The 24,197-nt window shown below is 60.2% G+C and carries 26 protein-coding genes and 1 riboswitch; of the genes, 10 read left to right on the top strand and 16 right to left on the bottom strand.

Going from position 1 to position 24,197, the window contains the following annotated elements; genetic code table 11:
• Positions 1 to 29 precede the first annotated feature (29 nt).
• From gfa to PH547_RS01880, 4 genes are all read left to right on the top strand, one after another.
• Complete coding sequence (gene gfa / locus PH547_RS01865) at positions 30 to 605, top strand: S-(hydroxymethyl)glutathione synthase (RefSeq protein ID WP_104823179.1); 576 nt, start codon at positions 30 to 32, stop codon at positions 603 to 605.
• Between the two features lie 89 nt (positions 606 to 694).
• Positions 695 to 1,159, top strand: a complete 465-nt coding sequence (locus PH547_RS01870; RefSeq protein ID WP_104823180.1) for a YaiI/YqxD family protein — start codon at positions 695 to 697, stop codon at positions 1,157 to 1,159.
• Positions 1,156 to 1,989, top strand: a complete 834-nt coding sequence (gene fghA / locus PH547_RS01875) for an S-formylglutathione hydrolase (protein WP_104823181.1) — start codon at positions 1,156 to 1,158, stop codon at positions 1,987 to 1,989. Before PH547_RS01870 ends, fghA begins: the two co-directional genes overlap by 4 nt.
• Before the next feature lie 151 nt (positions 1,990 to 2,140).
• A complete protein-coding gene (locus PH547_RS01880) occupies positions 2,141 to 2,455 on the top strand; it encodes a DMT family transporter (RefSeq protein WP_104823182.1) in 315 nt (104 codons plus the stop codon).
• A gap of 116 nt (positions 2,456 to 2,571) precedes the next feature.
• On the opposite strand, the gene PH547_RS01885 is transcribed toward PH547_RS01880, so the two are convergent.
• The 8 genes from PH547_RS01885 to PH547_RS01920 form a co-directional block, all read right to left on the bottom strand.
• Entirely contained in the window at positions 2,572 to 2,955 is a 384-nt protein-coding gene (locus PH547_RS01885; protein WP_104823183.1) for a DoxX family protein, read from the bottom strand.
• Between the two features lie 138 nt (positions 2,956 to 3,093).
• Positions 3,094 to 3,486: a DoxX family protein gene (locus PH547_RS01890; protein ID WP_104823184.1), complete on the bottom strand. Its 393-nt coding sequence runs from the start codon at positions 3,484 to 3,486 to the stop codon at positions 3,094 to 3,096.
• Between the two features lie 120 nt (positions 3,487 to 3,606).
• Complete coding sequence (locus tag PH547_RS01895) at positions 3,607 to 5,139, bottom strand: acyl-CoA carboxylase subunit beta (protein ID WP_285167302.1); 1,533 nt, start codon at positions 5,137 to 5,139, stop codon at positions 3,607 to 3,609.
• Between the two features lie 62 nt (positions 5,140 to 5,201).
• On the bottom strand, positions 5,202 to 5,678 hold the full coding sequence (locus tag PH547_RS01900) for a hypothetical protein (RefSeq protein WP_104823186.1): 477 nt from the start codon (positions 5,676 to 5,678) through the stop codon (positions 5,202 to 5,204).
• A 69-nt stretch (positions 5,679 to 5,747) separates the two neighbouring features.
• Positions 5,748 to 6,533, bottom strand: a complete 786-nt coding sequence (locus PH547_RS01905; RefSeq protein WP_104823187.1) for an ATP12 family chaperone protein — start codon at positions 6,531 to 6,533, stop codon at positions 5,748 to 5,750.
• Positions 6,534 to 6,542: 9 nt separating this feature from the next.
• A complete protein-coding gene (locus tag PH547_RS01910; protein ID WP_104823188.1) occupies positions 6,543 to 7,196 on the bottom strand; it encodes an HAD-IA family hydrolase in 654 nt (217 codons plus the stop codon).
• Positions 7,193 to 8,191 carry an RluA family pseudouridine synthase gene (locus PH547_RS01915; RefSeq protein ID WP_104823189.1) on the bottom strand — a complete coding sequence of 333 codons (999 nt, stop codon included), beginning with the start codon at positions 8,189 to 8,191 and terminating at the stop codon, positions 7,193 to 7,195. The genes PH547_RS01910 and PH547_RS01915 overlap by 4 nt, the downstream gene beginning before the upstream one ends.
• A 206-nt stretch (positions 8,192 to 8,397) precedes the next feature.
• Complete coding sequence (locus PH547_RS01920; protein ID WP_104823190.1) at positions 8,398 to 8,931, bottom strand: copper chaperone PCu(A)C; 534 nt, start codon at positions 8,929 to 8,931, stop codon at positions 8,398 to 8,400.
• Between the two features lie 183 nt (positions 8,932 to 9,114).
• Positions 9,115 to 9,202, top strand: a riboswitch (glycine riboswitch).
• A 147-nt stretch (positions 9,203 to 9,349) separates the two neighbouring features.
• On the opposite strand from PH547_RS01920, the gene gcvT reads away from it, so the two are divergent.
• From gcvT to PH547_RS01940, 4 genes are all read left to right on the top strand, one after another.
• Entirely contained in the window at positions 9,350 to 10,486 is a 1,137-nt protein-coding gene (gcvT, locus tag PH547_RS01925; RefSeq protein ID WP_104823191.1) for a glycine cleavage system aminomethyltransferase GcvT, read from the top strand.
• A 28-nt stretch (positions 10,487 to 10,514) separates the two neighbouring features.
• The gene (gcvH, locus tag PH547_RS01930) at positions 10,515 to 10,877 is read left to right on the top strand and encodes a glycine cleavage system protein GcvH (RefSeq protein ID WP_104823192.1); all 363 of its coding nucleotides are present in this window, start codon (positions 10,515 to 10,517) and stop codon (positions 10,875 to 10,877) included.
• Entirely contained in the window at positions 10,877 to 13,741 is a 2,865-nt protein-coding gene (gcvP, locus tag PH547_RS01935) for an aminomethyl-transferring glycine dehydrogenase (protein ID WP_104823193.1), read from the top strand. Before gcvH ends, gcvP begins: the two co-directional genes overlap by 1 nt.
• Before the next feature lie 240 nt (positions 13,742 to 13,981).
• Positions 13,982 to 14,266, top strand: a complete 285-nt coding sequence (locus tag PH547_RS01940) for an addiction module antidote protein (RefSeq protein ID WP_104823194.1) — start codon at positions 13,982 to 13,984, stop codon at positions 14,264 to 14,266.
• 23 nt (positions 14,267 to 14,289) lie between these two features.
• On the opposite strand, the gene sufA is transcribed toward PH547_RS01940, so the two are convergent.
• The 7 genes from sufA to PH547_RS01975 all read right to left on the bottom strand — a co-directional run bounded on the left by sufA (position 14,290) and on the right by PH547_RS01975 (position 21,315).
• Entirely contained in the window at positions 14,290 to 14,679 is a 390-nt protein-coding gene (sufA, locus tag PH547_RS01945; RefSeq protein ID WP_104823195.1) for a Fe-S cluster assembly scaffold SufA, read from the bottom strand.
• 76 nt (positions 14,680 to 14,755) lie between these two features.
• Entirely contained in the window at positions 14,756 to 15,136 is a 381-nt protein-coding gene (locus tag PH547_RS01950) for an SUF system Fe-S cluster assembly protein (protein WP_104823196.1), read from the bottom strand.
• Between the two features lie 11 nt (positions 15,137 to 15,147).
• Complete coding sequence (locus tag PH547_RS01955) at positions 15,148 to 16,389, bottom strand: cysteine desulfurase (RefSeq protein ID WP_104825103.1); 1,242 nt, start codon at positions 16,387 to 16,389, stop codon at positions 15,148 to 15,150.
• Positions 16,390 to 16,403: 14 nt separating this feature from the next.
• Positions 16,404 to 17,678 carry a Fe-S cluster assembly protein SufD gene (sufD, locus tag PH547_RS01960; RefSeq protein WP_104823197.1) on the bottom strand — a complete coding sequence of 425 codons (1,275 nt, stop codon included), beginning with the start codon at positions 17,676 to 17,678 and terminating at the stop codon, positions 16,404 to 16,406.
• A 22-nt stretch (positions 17,679 to 17,700) separates the two neighbouring features.
• Positions 17,701 to 18,456, bottom strand: coding sequence for a Fe-S cluster assembly ATPase SufC (gene sufC, locus PH547_RS01965; RefSeq protein ID WP_104823198.1), 756 nt, complete (start codon positions 18,454 to 18,456; stop codon positions 17,701 to 17,703).
• A 74-nt stretch (positions 18,457 to 18,530) separates the two neighbouring features.
• On the bottom strand, positions 18,531 to 20,000 hold the full coding sequence (sufB, locus tag PH547_RS01970; RefSeq protein ID WP_104823199.1) for a Fe-S cluster assembly protein SufB: 1,470 nt from the start codon (positions 19,998 to 20,000) through the stop codon (positions 18,531 to 18,533).
• A gap of 148 nt (positions 20,001 to 20,148) precedes the next feature.
• Positions 20,149 to 21,315 carry a cysteine desulfurase family protein gene (locus tag PH547_RS01975; protein ID WP_104823200.1) on the bottom strand — a complete coding sequence of 389 codons (1,167 nt, stop codon included), beginning with the start codon at positions 21,313 to 21,315 and terminating at the stop codon, positions 20,149 to 20,151.
• Between the two features lie 233 nt (positions 21,316 to 21,548).
• Between PH547_RS01975 and PH547_RS01980 the strand changes: the two genes are divergently transcribed.
• Positions 21,549 to 22,226, top strand: coding sequence for an alpha/beta hydrolase (locus PH547_RS01980; RefSeq protein ID WP_104823201.1), 678 nt, complete (start codon positions 21,549 to 21,551; stop codon positions 22,224 to 22,226).
• Positions 22,227 to 22,261: 35 nt separating this feature from the next.
• Here PH547_RS01980 and PH547_RS01985 read toward each other — a convergent pair whose 3' ends face one another.
• Positions 22,262 to 22,777: a GNAT family N-acetyltransferase gene (locus PH547_RS01985; RefSeq protein WP_104823202.1), complete on the bottom strand. Its 516-nt coding sequence runs from the start codon at positions 22,775 to 22,777 to the stop codon at positions 22,262 to 22,264.
• A gap of 155 nt (positions 22,778 to 22,932) precedes the next feature.
• On the opposite strand from PH547_RS01985, the gene tyrS reads away from it, so the two are divergent.
• Positions 22,933 to 24,189, top strand: a complete 1,257-nt coding sequence (tyrS, locus tag PH547_RS01990) for a tyrosine--tRNA ligase (RefSeq protein WP_104823203.1) — start codon at positions 22,933 to 22,935, stop codon at positions 24,187 to 24,189.
• Positions 24,190 to 24,197 lie beyond the last annotated feature (8 nt).

Raw genomic sequence — 24,197 nt, forward strand, 5'->3', positions numbered from 1 at the left:
GCGGGCAAAGAAGGAGGAGGAAGCTGAACATGCCAAGTCAAGTATCGATACACCCGGCGCTCGACGGCGGAGTGAAGGCGGGACAGGCGAATTTTAGTGGTGGGACGCTCGTCTGCGCCTGCACCGATCGCCCCGTCAAAGTCGCCATCACCGGCGCGATTGCTCATAACCACGCCTGTGGCTGCACGAAATGCTGGAAGCCGAATGGTGCTGCCTTTTCGATCGTAGCCGTCACCGCGCATGAGAATGTCAAGGTTCTGGAAAACGGCGACAAGCTCGCGGTCGTGGATCCCGACGCCCTGATCCAGCGGCACGCCTGCAAGGCTTGCGGCGTGCACATGTATGGGCCGGTGGAGCGCGACCATGCCTTCAAGGGCCTGGATTTCATTCATCCCGAGCGATTTCAGGAAAGCGGCTGGCCCGAACCCACCTTCGCAGCTTTCGTTTCGTCGATCATCGAGTCGGGAACGCCGCCATCAGCCATGGCGTCCATTCGCAGCCGGTTGAAGGAGCTGCGCCTTGAGCCCTACGATTGCCTGAACCCGACGCTGATGGATGTTCTCGCAACCTGGGTCGCGAAAAAGGCAGGCACATTGAGGGAATAGGTCTGGCCCATGACGGCGGACTTCGCTAAACCGCGACTGCGCGTTCGGCCGGACGCGCAGCGCTCTCCAATGAAGCACGTTCTGTTCCTATGATCTATGTCGATGCCGATGCCTGTCCGGTCAAGCCGGAAATTTTGAAAGTGGCCGAGCGCCACGGCATCGAGGTGACACTGGTCGCCAATTCCGGCCTCCGCCCCTCGCGCGATCCGATGGTGAAGAACGTCATCGTCTCCAATGCTTTCGACGCCGCTGACAACTGGATCGCCGAACATGCGGGGCCAGGCGATATCGTCGTGACGGCCGATGTGCCCCTGGCCGGGCGCTGCGTCGTCTCCGGCGCGCTGGTGACCGGACCGACCGGCCGTGTTTTCGACAACACCAATATCGGCATGGTCACCGCGATGCGCGATCTCGGCGCGCACCTGCGTGAGACCGGCGAGAGCAAAGGCTACAACGCCGCTTTTTCGCCACGCGACCGCTCCGCCTTTCTTGAAACCTTCGATCGCCTTTGCCGGCGTGCCAAAGCTCACAATTCGTCTGGAGGTCAGCCTTGAACATCATTTCCCAGAACACCGCTTTCGGCGGCATGCAGGGTGTTTTTTCACATGAGTCCGAGGCCTGCCAATGCGAGATGACCTTCGCGGTCTTCGTGCCGCCGCAGGCGATCAAGGAGCCCTGCCCGGTCCTCTGGTATCTCTCCGGCCTGACCTGCACCCATGCCAATGTGATGGAAAAAGGCGAATATCGTCGCATGGCAGCCGAACTCGGCCTGATCGTGGTCTGCCCGGACACCAGCCCGCGCGGCAATGACGTCCCCGATGAATTGACCAACTGGCAGATGGGCAAAGGTGCCGGCTTCTATCTCGACGCCACCGAAGAGCCCTGGGCCGAGAACTATCGGATGTACACCTACGTCACGGAGGAATTGCCCGCCCTCGTCAGCCGGCAGTTCCGCGTGGATATGAGCCGGCAAGGCATTTTCGGCCATTCCATGGGCGGCCATGGCGCGATGACGATTGCGCTGAAGAATCCGGACCGCTTCAAGAGCTGCTCCGCCTTTGCGCCGATCGTGCAGCCCTCGACGGCCGATTGGTCAGCGCCGGCTTTCGAGAAATATCTTGGCGCCGACAAGGCGGCCTGGCGGCAATACGACGCCTGCGCACTCATCGAGGATGGCGCTCGCTTCCCGGAATTTCTGATCGACCAAGGCAAAGCCGATGGTTTCCTCGAAACCGGTCTGCGGCCCTGGTTGTTCGAAGAGTCGATCAAGGGCACCGATATCGGCCTGACGCTGCGCATGCACGAGCGCTACGATCACTCCTACTATTTCATCTCGACCTTCATGGACGATCACCTGAAGTGGCATGCCGAACGGCTAGCATGAAACGGGTGGCATAGCAGCCATGCAGTCCCCAGCTTGAAAAGCCAATTTAGCTGAGGCATATATTTCCCCGCGCAGACGACTGCGGCGGCCGGCATAGATTGCCGACCGCAAGCACCGCGGGGACGGCCTCGCTCTTAAAAAGGAGCGTAACATGGCTTGGTTCCTGCTTTTCCTCGCAGGTTTGTTCGAAATCGGTTGGGCTGTCGGCCTGAAATATACCGAAGGCTTCACACGGCCGATCCCGACCGGTCTCACCGTCATTTCGATGGTGGTCAGCCTCGTCTTGCTCGGCCTTGCGGTGGAGACCTTGCCGATGGGCACGGCCTACGCTGTGTGGACCGGCATCGGCACGGTCGGTACCGTCCTCCTTGGCATCTGGCTGCTGGGTGATCCCGCGACCGTCGTTCGCCTGTTCTGCATCGGCCTGATCGTCGCGGGCATTGCCGGGCTCAAGCTCGTCGCCTGAACCTCATTTGCGTCACTAGAGCACTTCCAGGAAAAGTGCGAGGCGGTTTTCCGCCAGGAATGCGTAAAAACAAAGAGATAGAGCGGGAAAGCGATTCCGTGAAACGCTGAACCGCTCTAACGCTGGCGATTGTCCAGTGCCCAGAGGCCGGGGCCTGCAAACACCAGGAACAGGAAGATGAAGCAGAACAAGATCGGGCCGTCGCCCTCGTTGTTGGCTGGAAAGAAGCCCATCTGCGCGTGCACTAGGAAATAGGCGAAGGCCATTTCACCGCTGAGGATGAAGGCAACAGGCCGGGTGAAGAGCCCGAGCAGGATCAGAATGCTGCCGACAAGCTCAATCACCCCGGCGACGAAAAACAGTGTCGAGATTTCAAAGGGCGCGGCGGGAAAATTGAAGAGCTTTTGCGTGCCATGCTCTAGGAACAATAGCGCGGTCACAATTCTGAGAACCGCAAGGGCGGCGGGCTGATATTGGGACAGGCGCTCGAAAGCCGGCATGAAAATCTCCGTTTTAACTGAGAAGGCGGCCAGTATCTCTAGGAGATATGGTCGCTTTCCGCTGATATCGGAGTCAACACGCGAACGGCGAAATTATTCGCCGGGCTCGGATATCGATCCAAGCCCGGCGATTGCATATTATTTCCTGCGACCGTCGATGGCCAGGAGGCCTGGGCCTGCGAAAACCAACAGCAGGAAGACAAAGCAGTACAGGATGGCCGCATCGCCTTCATTGTTGACCGGGAAAAAATTCCTCGGCATGTGCGCCATGAAATAGGCGACCGCCATGTTGCCGCTAAGGATGAAAGCAACAATCCGCGTAAACAGGCCGAGAACAATCGCCAGGCCGCCGACAGCTTCCAGAATGCCCTGGATCAAGATCAGGGTCGGCAGCGGACCGTCGAAATGACCGCCGGCCGGAAAAGCCAAAAGCTTCTGCGTGCCGTGCTCCATAAACAGTAGACCGGTCATGATGCGCAGCGCCGCCAGGGCGTAAGGCTGATATTGATTCAGTCGATCGGAAAGTGCCATTTTGTACTCCAGTTTTGGTTTCTGAAGCCACCATTAGTTTGTGTGCACGCGAAGGTGAAGACACGGCTTCTGACGCCCAATCAATTTTCCGTGTAGAATCCGTGACTTGTTGTCACATGCTCAAAGCGGAATATTGTCGTGCTTTTTCCAGGGATTGGTCAGATCCTTATTGCGCAGCATCCTGAGCCCCTGTGCCAGCCGCCGCCGGGTAGAGTGCGGCATGATCACTTCGTCAATATAACCGCGCTCGGCCGCGACGAAAGGAGACAGGAAGCGATCCTCATACATCTTCGTATGCGCCGCGATCTTCTCAGGATGGGCGATATCCTTGCGGAAAATGATCTCGACCGCGCCCTTGGCACCCATGACGGCGATCTGCGCGGTCGGCCAAGCATAGTTCAGGTCACCGCGCAGATGTTTCGACGCCATGACGTCGTAGGCGCCGCCGAAGGCTTTGCGAGTGATGACAGTGAGTTTCGGCACGGTAGCTTCCGCATAGGCAAAGAGCAGCTTGGCGCCATGCTTGATCAACCCGCCATATTCCTGCGCGGTTCCCGGCAGAAAGCCCGGTACGTCGACAAAGGTGACGAGCGGAATATTGAAGCAATCGCAGAAGCGCACGAAACGCGCCGCCTTGCGTGAGGCGTCGCTGTCGAGCACGCCCGCGAGCACCATCGGCTGATTGGCGACGAAGCCGACCGTCGCGCCCTCGATGCGGCCGAAGCCACAGACGATGTTCTTGGCAAAGCTTGCCTGAATTTCGAAGAAATCGCCCTCGTCCGCCACCTTCAGGATCAGCTCCTTGATGTCGTAGGGCTTGTTGGCATTGGCCGGGATTAGCGTGTCGAGCGAGGAATCGGGATCGGTGACCGATTGATAGCACTCGATCTCCGGGAGATCAGTGGTATTCGACTGAGGCAGGAAATCGATGAGCCGGCGCACCTGCAGCAGCGTATCGATGTCGTTGTCGTAGGCGGCATCGGCGATCGAGGATTTCGTCGTATGCACCGAGGCACCGCCAAGCTGCTCCGCCGTCACCGTTTCGTTGGTGACAGTCTTCACCACGTCCGGGCCGGTGACGAACATGTAGGACGTGTCGCGCACCATGAAGATGAAATCGGTCATAGCCGGCGAATAGACGTCGCCGCCGGCGCAGGGACCCATGATGATCGAGATCTGTGGAATAACGCCGGAAGAGAGCACGTTGCGCTGGAATACCTCGGCATAGCCGCCAAGCGCCGCCACGCCTTCCTGGATGCGCGCGCCGCCGGCATCATAGATGCCGATGATGGGGGCGCGGTTTTTCAGCGCCATATCCTGAACCTTCATGATCTTCTCTGCATGCGCTTCTGAAAGCGAGCCGCCGAAGACCGTGAAATCCTTGGCAAAAAGAAAGACCGTGCGGCCGTTGACCGTGCCCCAGCCAGTGACCACGCCGTCGCCGGCGATCTTGGTCTTGTCCATGCCGAAATCGATCGAGCGGTGTTCGACGAACATGTCGAATTCCTCGAAGGAGCCTTCATCGAGGAAGATTTCGATGCGCTCGCGCGCGGTCAGCTTGCCGCGCGCATGCTGCGCATCGATACGCGCCTGCCCGCCTCCGAGCCTCGCGATCTCCCGGCGACGTTCCAGTTCCTGCAGGATCTCTTTCATGATGGCCCTCTTTTCCGCTTATCCGGCTTAGCATGGCGCAGCAGCAGTTTGAAGCCGAAGGCTCAGTTCACCAGCGGCGGTGCCTTCAGCACGAAGATGGAACGGATGCGGGCGGCGATATCTTCAGCCATCAGATTGTCGGCTGCGTTCGGGTCCGGTGTGAAATTCGCCGTATCGAAGGAGGCGATGGCAAGCACCGCACCGGTATCGACCGAATCGACGTCGATATTGATCTTTGCCGTATTGCGATCGTGGTTGAAGCTTCCGGCCTTGCGGACATCGGTCAGGCGGATGGTGAGTGCCACCTTCGGCAGCACTGTATCGCGGGTGGTCACGGCGATGGCGGCATTGACGCGTTCGTTGATCGCCGAAAGCAGTACAGGCGAGACAGGCGGCACGGCTTGATCGGCAACGACGGTGGCGCTGCGCACGTCATAGGCTGGAGGTGCAGGCGGCGCCGTGCCCGGCCAGCTCGTGCATGCAGCCAACGCCAAACATCCCACGAGTGCCGATACCGCACCCGACCTCCACAACAACATGATTCGCGTCCCGAATTCCCAACCCTTGAGATGCAGATTTCGATATAACGGACTGCAAATCAACAATATTCAACTGCGAAGCGCGGAAAAAACATCGGTGGCTGCCTGAAACTCTTCGAAGCGCTGAGCGCGGCGCTGCTCGGCCTCTTCGTCACGGCCCCAATGTTCGATCGTCCAATCCTCGTCGAGATGGGCGAGCGCCCAGACTTCATCGAGCGGCAGTCGGCCTTCGGCGAAAGCAAGCGCCAGGATCGCCGAACCCGTCAGCGTCGTGATCGTATGCAGGCTGGCGAGTTCCAGCGGCGTGTCGTATTTGCGCAACGTCACGGCAAAGGCGGCGATCGCCTCACGCGGCTGCTCCTGATGCATGACGCCTTCGGCCAGGATGAAACGGGCACCGAGTTCGTTTGCGGCCCAGTCGATCAGCGGGTTCCACTGCTCCGATTGCCGCTCCACCAGGCGCTCCGGTCCATCGGCGCGATAGCAAAGCATATCTGTGGAGGAAAAGCGCAGGATGTCCTCGAATACCGCCTGGCTATCGATCGCCACACCGTCGAGCGCCGTGTTGACCAGCCGCGTCACCGGCATGGTCGCAGGATCGATGACCTCGACCTGCCGCGTCCATTCGGCTGCAACCAGCTTTGCGAGCGCCTCGGTCGGGACGGCGAGCGATTGGCGCGCAGGCGTCTTCACCACCTTGCCGTCGAGCTCGATCACGTGGCCGTCTTCGCTCTCGCGGACGCTTACATCCTTGTAGAAGCGCTTCGGCAGCGGCTTCTTCATCTGGATCTGAGCCCGGCGAATGGGATCGGGATGGCTCAGGTCTTCGGAAAGATCGTTCAACAGGTCGCGCATGGCGTCACCTCAGAGAATATGGCTCAACAAGTCGTTCGGGTGATGGGCAATCGTGTCGGCACCTGCCGCCAGCAGTTCTTCCACCGAAGCATAGCCCCAGGCAACACCGATCGCGGTCGCACCGGCCGCTTTCGCCATCTGCATGTCGTAGACGGCATCGCCGATAACGATTGTATCATGCGGATCCATGCCGGTCTCGCTGCAGCATTCCGTCACCATCGCGGGATGCGGCTTGGAAGGGCAATCATCAGCGGTGCGCGAAACGGCGAAATAGGGCGTAAAGCCGTTCGCTTCAAGAACATGCTCCAAGCCCCGGCGGGACTTGCCGGTCACCGCGCCGATCAGCAATTCATCGCGGGCGGCGAGCGTCTCGATCAACGGTTTGATCCCGTCGAAAAGCGGCGTCTGCATATCGCCCTCGTCGCGCACGTCGGGGAAGATCGATTTGTAGTGCGCCGTCATGGCAATTGCCTCGTCATCGACATGCGGCTTGCCCTGCATACGGGCAATCGCGATGTCGAGTGAGAGACCGATAATCGACTTGGTGGAGGCGACATCGGGACGCTTGTGGCCGAAATCGACGAAGGTGCGCGCCATGACCTCGTGGATCAGCCGGACGCTGTCGACCAGCGTTCCGTCACAATCGAAAAGCACCAGCTTCATTCGTCGTCCGGCTCCCCGGCCGATGCCTCGTCAAAGCCGAGGAGGTTCCAGGTTTGCACCATATGCGGCGGCAGCGGCGCGGTGATGCGCAGGCGCCCGCCGCTCGGATGCGGGATATCGATATGGCGGGCATGCAGGTGCAGCCGCTTCTGAACGCCGCCGGGAAAGTCCCAATTCGGGTCGTCCTCGAAATATTTGGGATCGCCGATGATCGGATGGCCGATATGCAGCGCATGGACGCGGAGCTGGTGCGTGCGGCCGGTATAAGGCTCCATTTCCAGCCAGGCGAGACGCTGGGCGGCGGTTTCGACAACACGGTAATAGGAGACAGCGTGATCGGCACCCTCCTCGCCGTGTTTGGCGATGCGCATCCGGTCGCCATCGGCGGTGGCTTCCTTCACCAGCCAGGTCGAGATCTTGTCCTCGTGCTTGCGGGGCACGCCCTTCACCAGCGACCAATAGGTCTTCTTGGTGTCGCGCTCGCGGAAGGCGGCCGTCAGCTTCTGTGCGGCACCGCGGGTGCGGGCGACGACGAGAACGCCGGAGGTATCGCGGTCGAGGCGATGCACTAGGCGCGGCTTTTCACCCTTCTGGCTGGTCCATGCCTCCAGCATCTTGTCGATATGGCGGCTGACGCCGGAGCCGCCCTGCACGGCGAGGCCGGCCGGCTTGTTCAGCACGTAGACCTTGTCGTCCTCATGCAGCAGCATGCGCGCCAGCAGCTCGGCGTCGCCGGAATGCTTCAGCTCCTTGCCTGCGATCGGTCCGCTTTTCGGCCCCTTGGCGTCGACATCCAGCGGCGGCACGCGCACCATCTGTCCCGGCTGCACACGCGCATCTGTCTTCACGCGCCCGCCGTCGACACGGACCTGGCCGGAGCGCATCAGCTTCTGTAATTGCCCAAAGCCCAGCCCTGGAAAATGCACCTTGAACCAGCGGTCGAGGCGCATGCCGGCCTCGTCGGGCTCGACCTTTATATGCTCAATCCCGGCCATTCGTCTTCTTTCAAGAACCGCGACATGACCCCGAAAAGCGCGAAATGGTTTCGGACAAGATCATGCCAAATCAAAGGACTGGGGCGGCCTTGCCCCAGGGCCGGGTCATCCGGCCTTTTGAGGTGGCTTTAGAGCATTTCGACGAAAAGTGGAAACCTGAATTGTCTGCCCGACGGGAATTTTGTGACAATGGTGCCCGGTAAACCTCATTTTGCGTTCGGCGCCACGACAGGAAGGTTGATATCGACCATTCCCGCCTTATCGAACATCAGCATCACCGGCACCGTGCCGCCCTGCTTGAACGGCGTCTTCACCTTCTTGAACATCATGTGCAGGCTGTTGGGCGAAAGCGTCACCGTGGCCCCAGCGGGGATGGCAACACCCTCTTTGAGTTCCCGCATCTGCATGACCTCGCCCTGCATCTTCATCTCGTGCAGCTCCACCTTGCCGGCGGCCGCTGAGGTCACGGACGTCAACCTGTCGTCGCTGCTGCCGCCATTGTGAATAGTGATGTAGCCGCCACCGACCGGCTGCCCCGGCAGCATGGCGCGGACATAGCCGCCGCTGATGTCGAGATCGCCGAGCTTGGCTGCAGCCGAACCCGCCGGCGCTTTGCCGGCATCCATATGCATCCCGGGCATTTTGCTCATGTCGTCGCTCTGCTGCGCCATGACGGCGACAGCCGAGAATGAAAGTGTGGTCGCCGAAATCAGCAATGCGGCGGCGAATTTGCGGTTCATCATTGTCTCCTGCCCGGCTCCTATATTGGCACCATGGGATAGCTTCTCGAAGCGCGATTGCAAAGTCCCCTGCATCCATCGGTCGCGCGTACCGGCCTCCGCTCATCAAGTCGCCACGACAAAAATTTGTTTCAGAGCGACATTTGCCCCTTGCCATCTCTGGCGACTACCAGATAATGGCACCCAACCCTGTTGGGAGAATCCGGCGCAAGCCGGTGCCGAAGGAGCAACCGCCCCGGAAACTCTCAGGCCAAAGGACCAACATGGGGCAGACGGAACTCTGGAGAGTAGCGCGCAAGCGCTCGCCGAAGGGATAACAATCTCAGGCAAACAGACAGAGGGGGCTCATCGAAGGCGCAGCCGCGCCTGAATTTTGAGCTCTGCGCTTTTAGCCAAGCGCAAAACCCGGAGGCGTCATTTGGACGAGACCGCTGCCCTCAAGAAGACACCCCTTCATGCCCTGCATCTGTCGCTCGGTGCCCGTATGGTTCCCTTCGCCGGCTATGACATGCCGGTGCAATATCCCGCGGGCGTGCTCAAGGAACATCTCTGGACCCGCGCATCGGCCGGCGTGTTCGACGTCTCCCACATGGGTCAGGTCACGATCCGAGCCCGTTCCGGAAGATATGAGGATGCGGCGCTTGCACTGGAAAGCCTAGTGCCGGTCGATATTCTCGGGCTCGCCGAAGGCCGTCAACGCTACGGTTTCTTCACCGATGACAACGGTGGCATTCTCGACGATCTGATGATCACCCACATGGACGACTACCTCTTCGTTGTCGTCAACGCCGCCTGTAAGGATGCAGATCTCAAGCATCTTCAAGATCATATCGGCGATAGCTGCGAAGTCACTTTACTTGATCGCGCCTTGATCGCGCTGCAGGGGCCGCGTGCCGTTTCAGTGCTTGCCGAACTCTGGGCGGATCTCGCCCATATGAAATTCATGGATGTCCGCCATTGCCGCCTGCATGACGTTTCCTGTCTCGTCTCCCGCTCCGGCTATAGCGGCGAAGACGGCTTTGAGATTTCCGTACCGGCCGACAAGGCTGAGGATATTGCCCAGCGGCTGCTCGAACATCCCGATGTCCAGCCGATCGGCCTCGGCGCCCGCGATTCCCTGCGTCTCGAAGCCGGGCTCTGCCTCTATGGCAACGATATCGATCAGACGACGACGCCGGTGGAAGCCGCGCTCGAATGGGCCGTCCAGAAAGCCCGCAAGACCGGCGGTGCCCGCGCCGGCGGCTTTCCCGGTGCCGGCCGCATCCTTGCTGAATTCGACAATGGTGCCTCGCGCCGCCGTGTCGGTCTGAAGCCGGAAGGCAAGGCGCCGGTGCGTGGCCACGCCCAGCTTTATGCCGACGCCGAGGGTAAGACCGAGATCGGTGAAGTCACTTCCGGCGGCTTCGGGCCGAGCGTCGAAGGCCCCGTTGCCATGGGCTATGTGCCAGTTGGTTTCGCCGCACCGGGAACACAGGTCTTTGCCGAGGTTCGTGGCAAGTACCTGCCCGTCGCTGTCTCTTCCCTGCCCTTCATCACTCCCACCTACAAACGCTGAAAACGTCATATTCCAGAGAGGATCTTCCATGCTGAAATTCACCGAAGAACATGAGTGGCTCAACATCGAAGGCGATGTCGCGACCGTTGGGATCACGGCGCATGCCGCCGAACAGCTCGGCGATCTGGTTTTCGTGGAATTGCCCGAGGTCGGCGCCAGCTTCTCCAAGGGAGACGATGCGGCGACGGTCGAATCCGTCAAGGCGGCGTCCGAAGTCTATTGTCCGCTCGACGGCGAGATCACCGAGATCAACGAAGCCATCACCGCCGATCCGGCGCTCGTCAATTCTGATCCGATGGGCGCTGGCTGGTTCTTCAAGCTGAAGCTGAAGAATATTGCTGATGCCGATGGTTTACTTGATGAATCCGGATATAAGGAGTTCATTGCGTAATGAATACGCCTACGGAATTCACATTCACCGACTACCAGCCCTACGATTTCGCCAATCGCCGCCATATCGGTCCCTCTCCGTCTGAAATGGCTGATATGCTGAAGGCGATCGGCTATGACAGCCTCGACGGGCTGATTAATGCGACGCTGCCGCCCACCATCCGCCAGAAGGCGCCGCTCACCTGGGCTGCGCCGATGACGGAACGTGAGGCGCTCGACAAGCTGCGCGAGACCGCCAACAAGAACAAGGTCCTCGTCTCGCTGATCGGCCAGGGCTATTACGGCACGATCACGCCTCCGGTCATCCAGCGCAATATCCTGGAAAATCCCGCCTGGTACACGGCCTATACGCCCTATCAGCCGGAAATCAGCCAGGGCCGCCTCGAGGCGCTGCTGAACTACCAGACGATGATCTGCGATCTGACGGGCCTCGATGTTGCCAACGCCTCGCTGCTCGACGAAGCAACCGCTGCCGCCGAAGGCATGGCGATGGCCGAGCGCGTGGCGAAATCAAAGGCCAAGGCTTTCTTCGTCGATGCCGATTGCCATCCGCAGACAATCGCATTGATCAAGACCCGCGCCGAACCGCTTGGCTGGACCGTCATCGTCGGCAATCCCTTCACCGATCTCGATCCGGTCGATGTCTTCGGCGCCATCTTCCAATATCCGGGCACGCATGGTCACATCAACGACTTCACCGGCTTGATTGCAAGGCTGCATCAGACCGGCGCCATCGCCGTGGTCGCCGCCGATCCACTGGCCTTGACGCTACTTAAATCGCCCGGCGAAATGGGCGCGGACATTGCCGTCGGCTCATCGCAGCGCTTTGGCGTGCCAGTCGGCTATGGCGGACCCCATGCGGCCTACATGGCCGTCAAGGATGCCTATAAGCGCTCCATGCCCGGCCGCTTGGTCGGCGTTTCCGTCGACGCCCGCGGCAACCGCGCCTATCGCCTGTCGCTGCAGACTCGTGAGCAGCACATTCGCCGTGAAAAGGCGACGTCGAACATCTGCACCGCGCAGGTGCTGCTCGCCGTCATGGCTTCCATGTATGCCGTCTTCCACGGCCCCCAGGGCATCAAGGCGATCGCCCAGCAGGTGCATCAGAAAGCCGTGTTGATGGCAAAGGGCCTGGAAAGGCTCGGCTACAAGATCGAGCCTGAGACTTTCTTCGATACGATCACCGTGGAGGTCGGCCATATGCAGGGCCTGATCCTGCGCGCGGCTGTCGCCGAAGGCGTCAATCTGCGCAAGGTGGGCGAAACCAAGATCGGCATGAGCCTTGACGAGCGAAGCCGTCCGGCAACGCTGGAAGCCGTCTGGCGTGCCTTCGGCGGCAATTTCCGCCTCGCCGACTTCGAATCCGGCTATCGATTGCCGAAGAACCTGCTGCGCACCAGCGAATATCTGACGCATCCGATCTTCCATATGAACCGTGCCGAAAGCGAGATGACCCGCTATATCCGCCGGCTCTCCGATCGTGATCTGGCGCTCGACCGCTCGATGATCCCGCTCGGCTCCTGCACGATGAAGCTTAATGCAACGGCTGAGATGTTGCCGATAAGTTGGCCGGAATTCGCGGATATTCATCCTTTCGTCCCGGCCGATCAGGCGCTCGGTTATCGTGAAATGATCGATGACCTGACGGAAAAACTTTGCGCTGTGACGGGCTATGACGCCTTCTCCATGCAGCCGAATTCCGGCGCGCAGGGCGAATATGCCGGCCTGCTCACCATCCGCAACTATCACATCGCCAACGGCCAGGGTCATCGCGACATCTGCCTGATCCCGACCTCGGCCCACGGCACCAATCCGGCTTCTGCACAGATGGCAGGCATGAAGGTGGTCGTCGTCAAGGTCAGCGATGACGGCGATATCGACATGGCGGACTTCCGCGCCAAGGCGGAGCAATATGCGGCCAATCTCTCCTGCTGCATGATCACCTATCCGTCGACGCACGGCGTCTTCGAAGAGACGGTGAAAGAGATTTGTGATGTCGTGCATATGCACGGTGGCCAAGTCTATCTCGATGGCGCCAATATGAACGCCATGGTCGGCCTCTCTCGTCCCGGCGACATCGGCTCCGACGTCAGCCACCTGAACCTGCACAAGACCTTCTGCATTCCGCACGGCGGCGGCGGCCCCGGCATGGGGCCGATCGGCGTCAAGGCGCATCTGGCGGCGCACCTGCCCGGCCATCCGGAGATGGACGGCCGCAGCGGTGCGGTCTCCGCCGCAGCCTTCGGCTCTGCTTCGATCCTGCCGATTTCCTGGAGCTACTGCCTGATGATGGGCGGCGAAGGGCTGACGCAGGCGACGAAGGTCGCAATCCTCAACGCCAACTATATCGCAGCGCGGCTGAATGGCGCTTACGACGTGCTCTACAAGTCGAAGACTGGCCGCGTGGCGCATGAATGCATCATCGACACGCGCCCGCTGGTCGACAGCGCCGGCGTCACCGTCGATGACGTCGCCAAGCGCCTGATCGATTGCGGCTTCCACGCGCCCACCATGAGCTGGCCGGTTGCCGGCACGCTGATGATCGAACCGACCGAATCGGAGACCAAGGCCGAACTCGACCGGTTCTGCGAGGCGATGCTTGCGATCCGCGAGGAGGCCCGCGCCATCGAAGAAGGCCGGATGGACAAGACTGACAACCCGCTGAAAAATGCGCCGCACACGGTTGAAGACCTCGTCGGCGAGTGGAACCGGCCCTATTCCCGCGAGCAAGCCTGCTTCCCGCCGGGTGCATTCCGGGTCGACAAATACTGGTCGCCCGTCAACCGTGTGGACAATGTCTTCGGCGATCGGAATCTCATCTGCACCTGCCCACCGGTCGAGGCCTACGCCGAAGCTGCCGAGTAAGCGCTTTTCCGAAAAAGTGAAGCGGTTCAGCCGCTTCACTCCTGTCCGACATAAATCTATCGCGAAAAATCTCTATGACAGCGCCGCGTGTCCGATCGGACGCGCGGCGTTTTTGCTCGTAAAAAATCAATTTGAGAACTGCCATGCGGATGTCACCGCCCATGTGTGCCTGCGGACATGGCTTACATGAGAGCGAAGCTGCGCTCATCCGCGACTGGCTTATACGGAAAGGCATATGGGATGGATGGGGAAAAGCTCATCAGCATGGACGCCATGGATGGCTATATTGCAGCCGCTTTCGAAACCGACGATCCCTCTCACATCGCCAGGGCCCTCGGCGCCGTGGCGCGAACGCGCAACATGAGCAAGCTTGCCAAGGATGTCAGCATGAACCGCTCAGCGCTCTATCGGGCGCTCAGTGGCGATGGAAATCCGGAATTTGCGACGATTCTAAAGGTCGTGAAAGCACTTGGCTTGAAACTGACGCCGGTGCCGGTGGCCGACCGCAAATCGGACGCTGCCTGATACTAAGGCGGCGAAAGGTTTGTTCAGACCGCCGGAGCGGCCTGACGCTGCGCAGCCAGGGCCGCGAGATCGGCGGGCTTCAACTCGACGGATTCGCCGCAGCCGCAGGCCGACGTCTGGTTGGGATTGGTGAAGGTGAAGCCGGAACGCAGCGTGGTGGTTTCGAAACCCATCTCGGTGCCAAGGAGATAAAGCACGGCCGACGGCTCGACCCAGACCTTGGCGCCGTTGCGCTCGATCAGGTCGTCCTTGGCATTCGGTTCGGTCACCAGGTCGATGGTATATTCCATCCCGGCGCAGCCGCCCTTCTTGATGCCGACGCGAACGCCCTTGGCATCGGGACCGGAATTTTCGACGATCGCCTTGACGCGCGCTGCCGCGTCATCCGTCATGCTCATTACTGCAAAGCCCATGGGCCCATTCTCCTTCCACAACCGGGGTCAAGATCCGGTGCTTCGAGTCATAATGTAAAGCGGGCGGCTTAAAGCTTCAATACCAGCCGACGGCCACCTGCGCCTCTTCGGACATGCGATCCGGCGTCCACGGCGGATCGAAGGTCATGCTGACTTCGACGCCGGAAACCCCTTCGACAGCACCGACCGCATTTTCGACCCAGCCAGGCATCTCGCCGGCGACGGGGCAACCCGGCGCGGTCAGCGTCATGACGATCTTCACCATGCGATCGTCCTCGATGTCGATCTTGTAGACGAGACCGAGTTCGAAGATGTCGGCAGGAATTTCAGGGTCATAGACCGTCTTCAGCGCGCTGATGACATCCTCGCTGAGGCGCGCCAGTTCGGCCTCGGGAATGCTGGAATGCACGATGCCCTCGCGCACGTCGATCTTCTGTTCGCTTTCATCGAGTGACATCGCTTGCCTCCTTAGGCAAAGAATTTTCGCGCATATTCCAGCGCATCGGCCAGGGCATCCACCTCGGCACGGGTATTGTACATGCCGAACGATGCACGGCATGTGGAGGTCACGCCGAAGCGTTTCAAGAGCGGCTGGGCGCAATGTGTGCCCGCGCGTACGGCAACGCCCTGCCGGTCGATCACCATCGAAACATCGTGGGAATGGATACCCGCGAGTTCGAAGGAGAAAATACCACCTTTGCCGGGTGCCGTGCCGAAAACGCGCAGCGAATTGATCTCCCGCAGCCGCTCCGCCGCATATGCCGCGAGATCGGCCTCGTGCCGGGCGATCGCCTCTCGGCCGACGCTTTCCATATAGTCGAGCGCGGCGCCAAGTCCGATCGCCTGAACGATGGGCGGAGTGCCGGCTTCGAAACGATGCGGCGGATCATTGTAAGTGACGTTATCCTCGGTGACGTCGAAGATCATCTCGCCGCCGCCCTGGAAGGGCCGCATCTCGCGCAACCTGTCCTTCTTGCCATAGAGCACGCCGATCCCCGAAGGGCCGTAGAGCTTGTGGCCGGTCATGACATACCAGTCGCAATCAATGTCCTGCACGTCGACGGGCAGGTGCACGGCGCCTTGCGAGCCGTCGATCAGCACCGGAATGCCGCGCTCATGCGCGATGCGGCAGACTTCTTTGACCGGAACGATGGTGCCAAGCGCATTCGACATGTGGGTGATCGCAACGAGCTTGGTACGTTCCGTCAGGCTCTTTTCGAAATCCTCGATATGGAAGGCCCCATCGTCATCCACCGGCACCCAGACCAACTTGGCGCCCTGCCGCTCGCGGATGAAATGCCAGGGCACTATGTTGGAGTGATGCTCCATAATGGAGACGACGATCTCGTCGCCCTCGCCCAGCTTGGGCATGCCCCAGCCATAGGCGACGGTATTGATCGCTTCGGTGGAATTCTTGGTGAAGATGATATCATCCACCGACGGCGCATTCAGGAAGCGGCGCACTTTTTCGCGCGCAGCCTCATAGGCCTCGGTGGCCGCATTGGACAGGAAATGCAGCCCGCGATGCACGTTCGCATATTCGCGAGAATAGGCATGCGAGATCGCGTCGATCACGACCTGCGGCTTCTGTGCTGATGCACCGTTGTCAAGATAGACCAGCGGTTTGCCATGGACGGTCGTCGACAGGATCGGAAAATCCCGGCGGATTGCTTCGACGTCATAGGCGGTGGCTGGTACGATCTTGTCCACGAGCATTGCTCCAATCAGGCGTGATTTTCGAGCCAGTCCGAGATAACGCCTTCCAGCGCCTCGACCAGGGCTTCGTCTTCCAGCTCTTCGATAATCTCGGCCACGAAGGCATTGACCAGCATGGCGCGGGCCTTGTTCCTGGGGATACCGCGCGCCATCATGTAGTAGAGATGGTTCTCGTCGATATCGGCAACCGTGGCGCCATGGCCGCACTGCACATCGTCGGCGAAGATTTCCAGCTCCGGCTTGACCGAGAACTCGGCATCGTCGGACATCAGCAGCGTGTTGCAGGCCATGCGGGCATCGGTCTTCTGCGCATCCGGAGCGACCCGGATCATGCCTTGGAAGACACCGCGAGCGCGGTCGAACACCACGTTGCGCATGATCTCCGTCGAGCCCGTATGCGGTACGTCGTGGCCAAGCACCAGCGTCACATCGGTATGCGTATCGCCACCGAGCAAATTGACGCCGCGCAGAACAAGGTCGGAGCCCTCGCCTGTGACTTTTACATGCAGCTCCTGGCGCACCAGCTTGCCGCCGGCATTGATGACGAACAGCTTCAGCTTAGCCTGCGCGCCGAGGTCGACGCGAATCTGGCCGAGATGCGTATCCTCGGTTCCCTGCTCCTGCAGGATGATCCAGGTCACTTCGGCACCCTTGCCGATCTTGATATCGCTGACCGAGGAGACCATTGCCGCAGCACCGGGCACGGCCTGGTGGCGTTCGATCACGGTCGCCTTGACATCGGCGCCGAACGAGACCGGCAGACGGCTATGGATCTGGCCACCGGCATGGATGAACTGGATTTCGAGCGGCGCATCAAGCTCAGTCCCATCCGGAAATTCGATGACATAGCCGTCGCGCACGAAGCTGCCGTTGATGCGGCCGATGGCGTCATCCCTTCCTAGCGCGGTCAGCCGAGCGGCGGCGGTACCGTCAGCCAGACTATCGGCATAACGGCGGACAACCAGGCCATCGACCGAGGTTTTGCCGCTCGTGCTGCCCTGCAGAACCGATAGCACGGCCGAACCGGGAACGGTCGGCGATAAGGGCTCGACGCTGCCGGCGCCTATGTCTGTCGGGACGGAACGCAGCAGGGTCTTGAAATCGGTATAATGCCAGGCTTCGAAACGCCGCGTCGGCAGGCCAGCGGTCTTGAGATCGTCCAGCAAACGGTCGCGGACGGCGAGCACGTCGCCATCACCCGGCAAATCGCCCAACTGGTTGTTATAAGCCTCGATCAGCGCCGTCTCAGCGGCGGTCAGACGGCTCGTCGTCTGAATGTTCATCGACGTATCCTTTCCGCCCCGATCAGGCCGCAGCCCCGATGATGTCGGCATAGCCGTTGGCTTCGAGCTCATGCGCCAGCGTCTTGTCGCCGGACTTGATCACCTGGCCCTTGTAGAGCACGTGCACGGTGTCCGGGATGATATAGTCGAGCAGGCGCTGATAGTGGGTGATGACGATCACGGCGCGATCGGGAGAACGCAGCGCATTGACGCCGTCGGCGACGATCTTCAGCGCATCGATATCGAGACCGGAATCGGTTTCGTCCAGCACGCAAAGCTGCGGCTCGAGGAGTGCCATCTGCAGGATTTCGGCGCGCTTCTTCTCGCCGCCGGAGAAACCGACGTTCAGCGGGCGCTTCAGCATCTCGGTGTTGATCTGCAGCTTGCCGGCAGCGTCCTTGACGCGGCGCATGAAGTCAGGCGTCGTCAGTTCGGCTTCGCCGCGCGCCTTGCGCTGCTCGTTCATCGCCACCTTCAGGAACTGCATCGTGGCGACGCCGGGAATTTCGACCGGATATTGGAAAGCCAGGAAGATGCCCTTGGCGGCGCGTTCGGCGGCGTCGAGTTCCAGAATGCTCTCGCCATTGTAGAGGATATCGCCTTCCGTGACTTCGTAATCGTCGCGGCCGGAAAGAATGTAGGAGAGCGTCGACTTGCCGGAGCCGTTCGGACCCATGATGGCAGCCACTTCGCCAGCCTTCACCGTCAGGTCCAGGCCGCGGATGATCTCGGTGCCGTCTTCGGCGATGCGGGCGTGCAGGTTCTTGATTTCAAGCATAGTAGAATCCTATCGAAGGAATGAAGGTGCGGCGCGCCGCTTGCGCGCCAAAAACATGTCTCTTGTCGAGGGCTTTACCCTACGCTGCCTTCCAGCGAGATGCCGATCAGCTTCTGCGCTTCAACGGCGAACTCCATCGGCAACTCCTGCAGGACTTCCTTGACGAAGCCGTTGACGATCAACGCAATCGCCGCTTCTTCCGGGATGCCGCGCTGCAGGCAATAGAACAACTGGTCCTCGGAGATCTTCGACGTGGTGGCCTCGTGCTCGAAATGCGCCGACGAGTTCTTCGCCTCGATATAAGGCACCGTATGCGCACCGCATTTGTCGCCGATCAGCAGCGAGTCGCATTGCGTGAAGTTGCGGGCGTTGGTCGCGCGGCGATGCGCCGAGACCTGGCCGCGATAGGTGTTCTGCGATACGCCGGCGGCGATGCCCTTCGAAATGATGCGGCTCGACGTGTTCTTGCCGAGGTGGATCATCTTGGTGCCGCTGTCGACCTGCTGGTGGCCGTTGGACACGGCGATCGAGTAGAACTCGCCACGGCTGTCGTCGCCGCGCAGGATGCAGGACGGGTATTTCCAGGTGATCGCTGAGCCGGTCTCGACCTGGGTCCAGGAGATCTTCGAGCGATCGCCGCGGCAATCGCCACGCTTGGTGACGAAGTTATAGATGCCGCCCTTGCCGTGCTTGTCGCCCGGATACCAGTTCTGAACGGTCGAATACTTGATCTCTGCGTCGTCCAGGGCAATCAGTTCGACGACAGCCGCATGCAGCTGATTTTCGTCGCGCTGCGGCGCGGTGCAGCCTTCGAGATAGGAGACATAGGCTCCCTCTTCGGCGATGATCAGCGTACGCTCGAACTGGCCGGTGTTCTTCTCGTTGATGCGGAAATAGGTGGAAAGCTCCATTGGGCACCGCACGCCCTTCGGCACGAAGACGAAGGAGCCATCGGTGAACACGGCCGAATTCAGCGTCGCATAGAAATTGTCGGTCGTCGGAACGACGGAGCCGAGATATTTGCGCACGAGATCAGGATGCTCGCGGATCGCCTCCGAAATCGACATGAAGATCACGCCGGCCTTCTTCAGCTCTTCCTTGAAGGTGGTGACCACCGAGACCGAATCGAACACCGCATCGACGGCGATCTTCGGCTTCTCGACGCCAGCAAGGATCTCCTGCTCACGCAGGGGGATGCCGAGCTTTTCATAGGTCTTCAGCAGCTCCGGGTCGACTTCGTCGAGCGATTTCGGACCGGCAAACTTCTTCGGCGCTGCGTAATAGTGAATATCGTTGAAGTCGATCTTCGGATAGTCGACGCGCGCCCATGTGGGCTCTTCAAGCGTCAACCAGCGACGATAAGCCTCGAGGCGCCATTCCAGCATCCATTCCGGTTCCTGCTTCTTGGCAGAGATGAAGCGGATAATGTCTTCGGAAAGACCCTTGGGAGCCTTTTCCACCTCGATGGTGGTCTCAAAACCGTACTTATACTGGTCCACATCGATCAAGCGAACCTGATCGACTGTTTCCTGGACTGCAGGCATGTCGTTCTCCAATCTCGCCGGATCCAAGGTCCGGCAGCTTGTCAACGTTGCGGCAGACTGAAATGTCTACCCTCTATGTAGTCGGCCAAAAGGGACTTTTCAGCCCGCTTGGCAAGCGGAAATTTCTGTTTCCGCAAAATTGTGGCCGTTAGGCCGCAGCTCCGGCAAGTTTACGCCGTCCCGCAATTCGGGCGAACGCAGCAATCGCGCGTTCGACATCCTCTTCGGTCGTCGTAAATCCAAGCGAAATGCGCAGCGCCCCGAGCTTGGGATCGCAGCCCATCGCCATCAGCACATGGCTTTCACCCACCTTGCCGGAAGAGCAGGCGGAACCTGCCGAAATCGCCACCCCTTCGAGATCGAAGGCGATCTGTCCGGTTTCGGACTTCAGCCCCGGCAGGGTGAAGAAACTGGTATTCGGCACGCGCGGGCCGCCTTCGCCGTGAATGATGACATCGGGCGCGGCAAGCCGCATGCCCTCCTCCAGTCGGTCACGGAGTTTCGCAGCGGCCGCATTGCGGCTGTCGAACTCGGCGGCGGCCGCGGCCGCGGCCGCGCCGAAGCCGACGACGGCCAATGCGTTCTCCGTGCCGGAACGATGCCCTTTTTCCTGTCCGCCGCCATGGATCAGCGGCTTCGGCATCAGCACTTCGCCGCGAGAGACGAGCGCGCCGGCCCCTTTCGGTCCGCCGATCTTATGCGATGAGATGACGAGGAAGTCGGCGCCGATCTCGTTGATATCGATCGGAACCCGGCCTGCCGCCTGCACGGCGTCGACGACCAAGAGGCCGCCGAATGCCTGCACGATCTCAGCCGCTTCGCGCACGGGCTGGAGAATGCCGGTTTCGTTGTTAGCAAGCATGATCGCCACCATCGGCAGCCCACTTGCCTTGTCATGGGCCGAAAGCATCGCTTCCAGCGCAGCAAGATCGACAACACCGTCCGATGTCACCGGTATTTCGCTGATCTTTTCCTTCGGGAATCGGCCACCCTCCCTGAGGGCTGGATGCTCGATTGCCGATATATAGAGATGGCCGATCGCAAGGGGCGTACGGCCCATGCGGAATTCCGGCGTCAGCACCATGTTGGCGGCTTCCGTTGCGCCGCTGGTAAAGACGACATGAGCCGGTTCGGCCCCCGTCAGACTTGCGACCTGCCGGCGCGCAGCTTCGATCGCCGCCCGCGTCGCACGCCCTTCGCCATGAACAGAATTGGGGTTTCCATAGAGGTCCAAGGCGTGCAACATAGCGTCGCGCGCCGCCGGATGAAGCGGTGCGGTGGCATTCCAGTCGAGATAAAGGCGCGTTGCCGCCATAATCTTCTTCCTGCCTGACGAAGCCTTGTTGTGCCCGGCTCATTTTCCTTGAAATTTCAGCCGGGCATGCCTTATGACACGTTCGACAAACCGTTGCACAAACAACGCATGGAAGATCGTGCCAAGTTTCGAATTGTTCTAAACTGCGTTCTAGAAAAGATGAGCGCATTAGTCAAGTCAACTTGCTGCGTCCCGCCTAGTTTGAACGCAGAAAAAGAAGAGCCGGAGTATCGATGCCCGAAGTTATTTTCAACGGCCCCGCAGGCCGCCTTGAAGGCCGCTATCAGCCATCCAAGGAAAAGAGCGCCCCGATCGCTATTATCCTGCACCCTCATCCGCAATTCGGCGGCACGATGAACAATCAGGTCGTCTACCAGCTCTTCTATATGTTCCAGAAGCGCGGCTTCACGACGCTTCGCTTCAATTTCCGCGGTATCGGCCGCAGCCAGGGCGAATTCGACCATGGCGCCGGCGAATTGTCTGACGCCGCTTCGGCGCTCGACTGGGTGCAGAGCCTGCACCCGGATTCGAAGAGCTGCTGGGTCGCCGGCTATTCCTTCGGCGCCTGGATCGGCATGCAGCTTCTGATGCGCCGACCGGAAATCGAAGGCTTCATGTCGATCGCACCACAGCCGAACATCTATGATTTCTCGTTCCTGGCGCCCTGCCCGTCCTCGGGCCTGATCATCAACGGTGATTCCGACAAGGTCGCTCCGGAAAAGGACGTCAACGGCCTCGTCGAAAAGCTGAAGACGCAGAAGGGCATCCTCATCACCCACAGGATCGTCCCCGGCGCCAACCATTTCTTCAATGGCCAGGTCGATACGCTGCTCGGCGAATGTGAAGACTATCTCGATCGTCGTCTGAATGGCGAATTGGTGCCAGAACCGGCAGCCAAGCGGATCAGGTGATTTACCCCTTCTCCCTTCGGGGAGAAGGCTTTCCGTTACCGCGACATCTGAAAACTGAGACCTGAAACGCCGTCGATCACAATCGGCGCGCGATATTGCATGCCGATTTTACGGAGAACCCGCTGCGACGCGGCGTTTTCCGGATGGGTGAAGGCGATGAACTGGCGAGCGAAACCGCGTTGGAAAAACCAGTCCGCAAGCGCCCCTGCAATTTCGGTGGCATAACCATTTCCCCAGGCTTCCCGACGGATGGAATAACCGAGTTCGAATTCGCCGCGTTCGCTCTCCTCAAACCGGGAAAAGCCAGCCCGTCCGATGAAACGGCCGTCGTCGCGTCTGAGCATCTTGTATTTGGTCACGCCATCGCGCGCCTGTTCATTAAACCAGCTTTTGAGGCGCGCCTCGGCCTTCTCAAGAGTCCATGGCGCGGCGCCCGAGAGATAGCGAGTCGTCTCGATCGTCGAATGCAATTGTCTGATGAGCTCGGCGTCGCACTTGTCCCACATCGTCAGAATGAGACGCGGGGTCTCCAATATAATGGTGTCGCTCATTGGTCGCGTCGCTTCCCAATCCTGCTCAAACTTCCCACGCGGCAGTCAACCAAAATGGTGACGAGCCGATAAATCAGTGCTAAACGCGCCGCGACGGTTCAACAATAGCGATTTCGCCGCATGGCACACCTGCGGCGCCCCGAGAGACCAAGATCATGGCTGAGTTCAAATCCGATTTCCTGCGCACCTTGCAAGAGCGCGGCTTCATCCACCAGATTTCCGATGAAGCCGGCCTCGACGACCTCTTCGCCAAGGAAACCGTGACGGCCTATATCGGCTTCGACCCGACGGCGCCGAGCCTGCATGCGGGCTCGCTGATCCAGATCATGATGTTGCATTGGCTGCAGGCGACCGGCCACCGTGCCGTCTCGCTCATGGGTGGCGGTACCGGCATGGTCGGCGATCCCTCTTTCAAGGAGGAATCGCGTCAGTTGATGACGATCGATACCATTGAAAGCAACATCGCCTCGATCAAGCGCGTCTTCTCCAACTACCTGACATACGGCGAAGGCCCCAAAGATGCGTTGATGATCAACAACGCGGAGTGGCTGCGTTCGCTCAACTACCTGGAATTCCTGCGCGACGTCGGCCGCCATTTCTCGGTCAACCGCATGCTCTCCTTCGATAGCGTCAAGACGCGCCTGGATCGCGAGCAGTCGCTGTCCTTCCTCGAATTCAACTACATGATCCTGCAGGCCTACGACTTCGTCGAACTGGCCAAGCGTTACGACTGCCGCCTGCAAATGGGTGGTTCGGATCAATGGGGCAATATCGTCAACGGTATCGACCTCGGTCACCGCATGGGGACCAAGCAGCTTTTTGCTCTGACCTCGCCACTGTTGACCACCTCCTCGGGTGCCAAAATGGGCAAGTCGGCCTCCGGCGCGATCTGGCTGAACGCCGACCTGCTCTCGGCCTATGATTTCTGGCAATACTGGCGCAACACCGAGGATGCGGACGTCTCCCGCTTCCTGAAGCTTTATACCACGCTGCCGATGGACGAGATCGCCCGCCTTTCCGCCCTCGCCGGCTCGGAGATCAACGAGGTCAAGAAGATCCTCGCCACCGAAGTCACCGCGATCCTGCATGGCCGCCAAGCCGCCGAACTTGCCGCCGAAACCGCGCGCAAAACCTTTGAGGAAGGCGGGCTTTCTGAAAACCTGCCGTCCGTCGATCTTCCCGCATCCGAACTCGACGCCGGCATCGGGCTGCTCTCGCTGATCGTCCGCGCGGGTCTCGCCGGCTCGAACGGCGAAGCCCGCCGTCATGTCCAGGGCGGCGCCGTGCGCATCAATGATCAGGCGATCAGCGACGAACGCAAGGTGATCGGCAACGGCGAAGTCACCGCCGATGGCGTCATCAAGCTGTCGCTCGGCAAGAAGAAGCACATCCTGATCCGCCCTGCTGCTTAATAGGCTGC

Origin of the sequence: Rhizobium cerradonense (assembly GCF_030182455.1) — a bacterium.
Classification (GTDB): domain Bacteria; phylum Pseudomonadota; class Alphaproteobacteria; order Rhizobiales; family Rhizobiaceae; genus Rhizobium.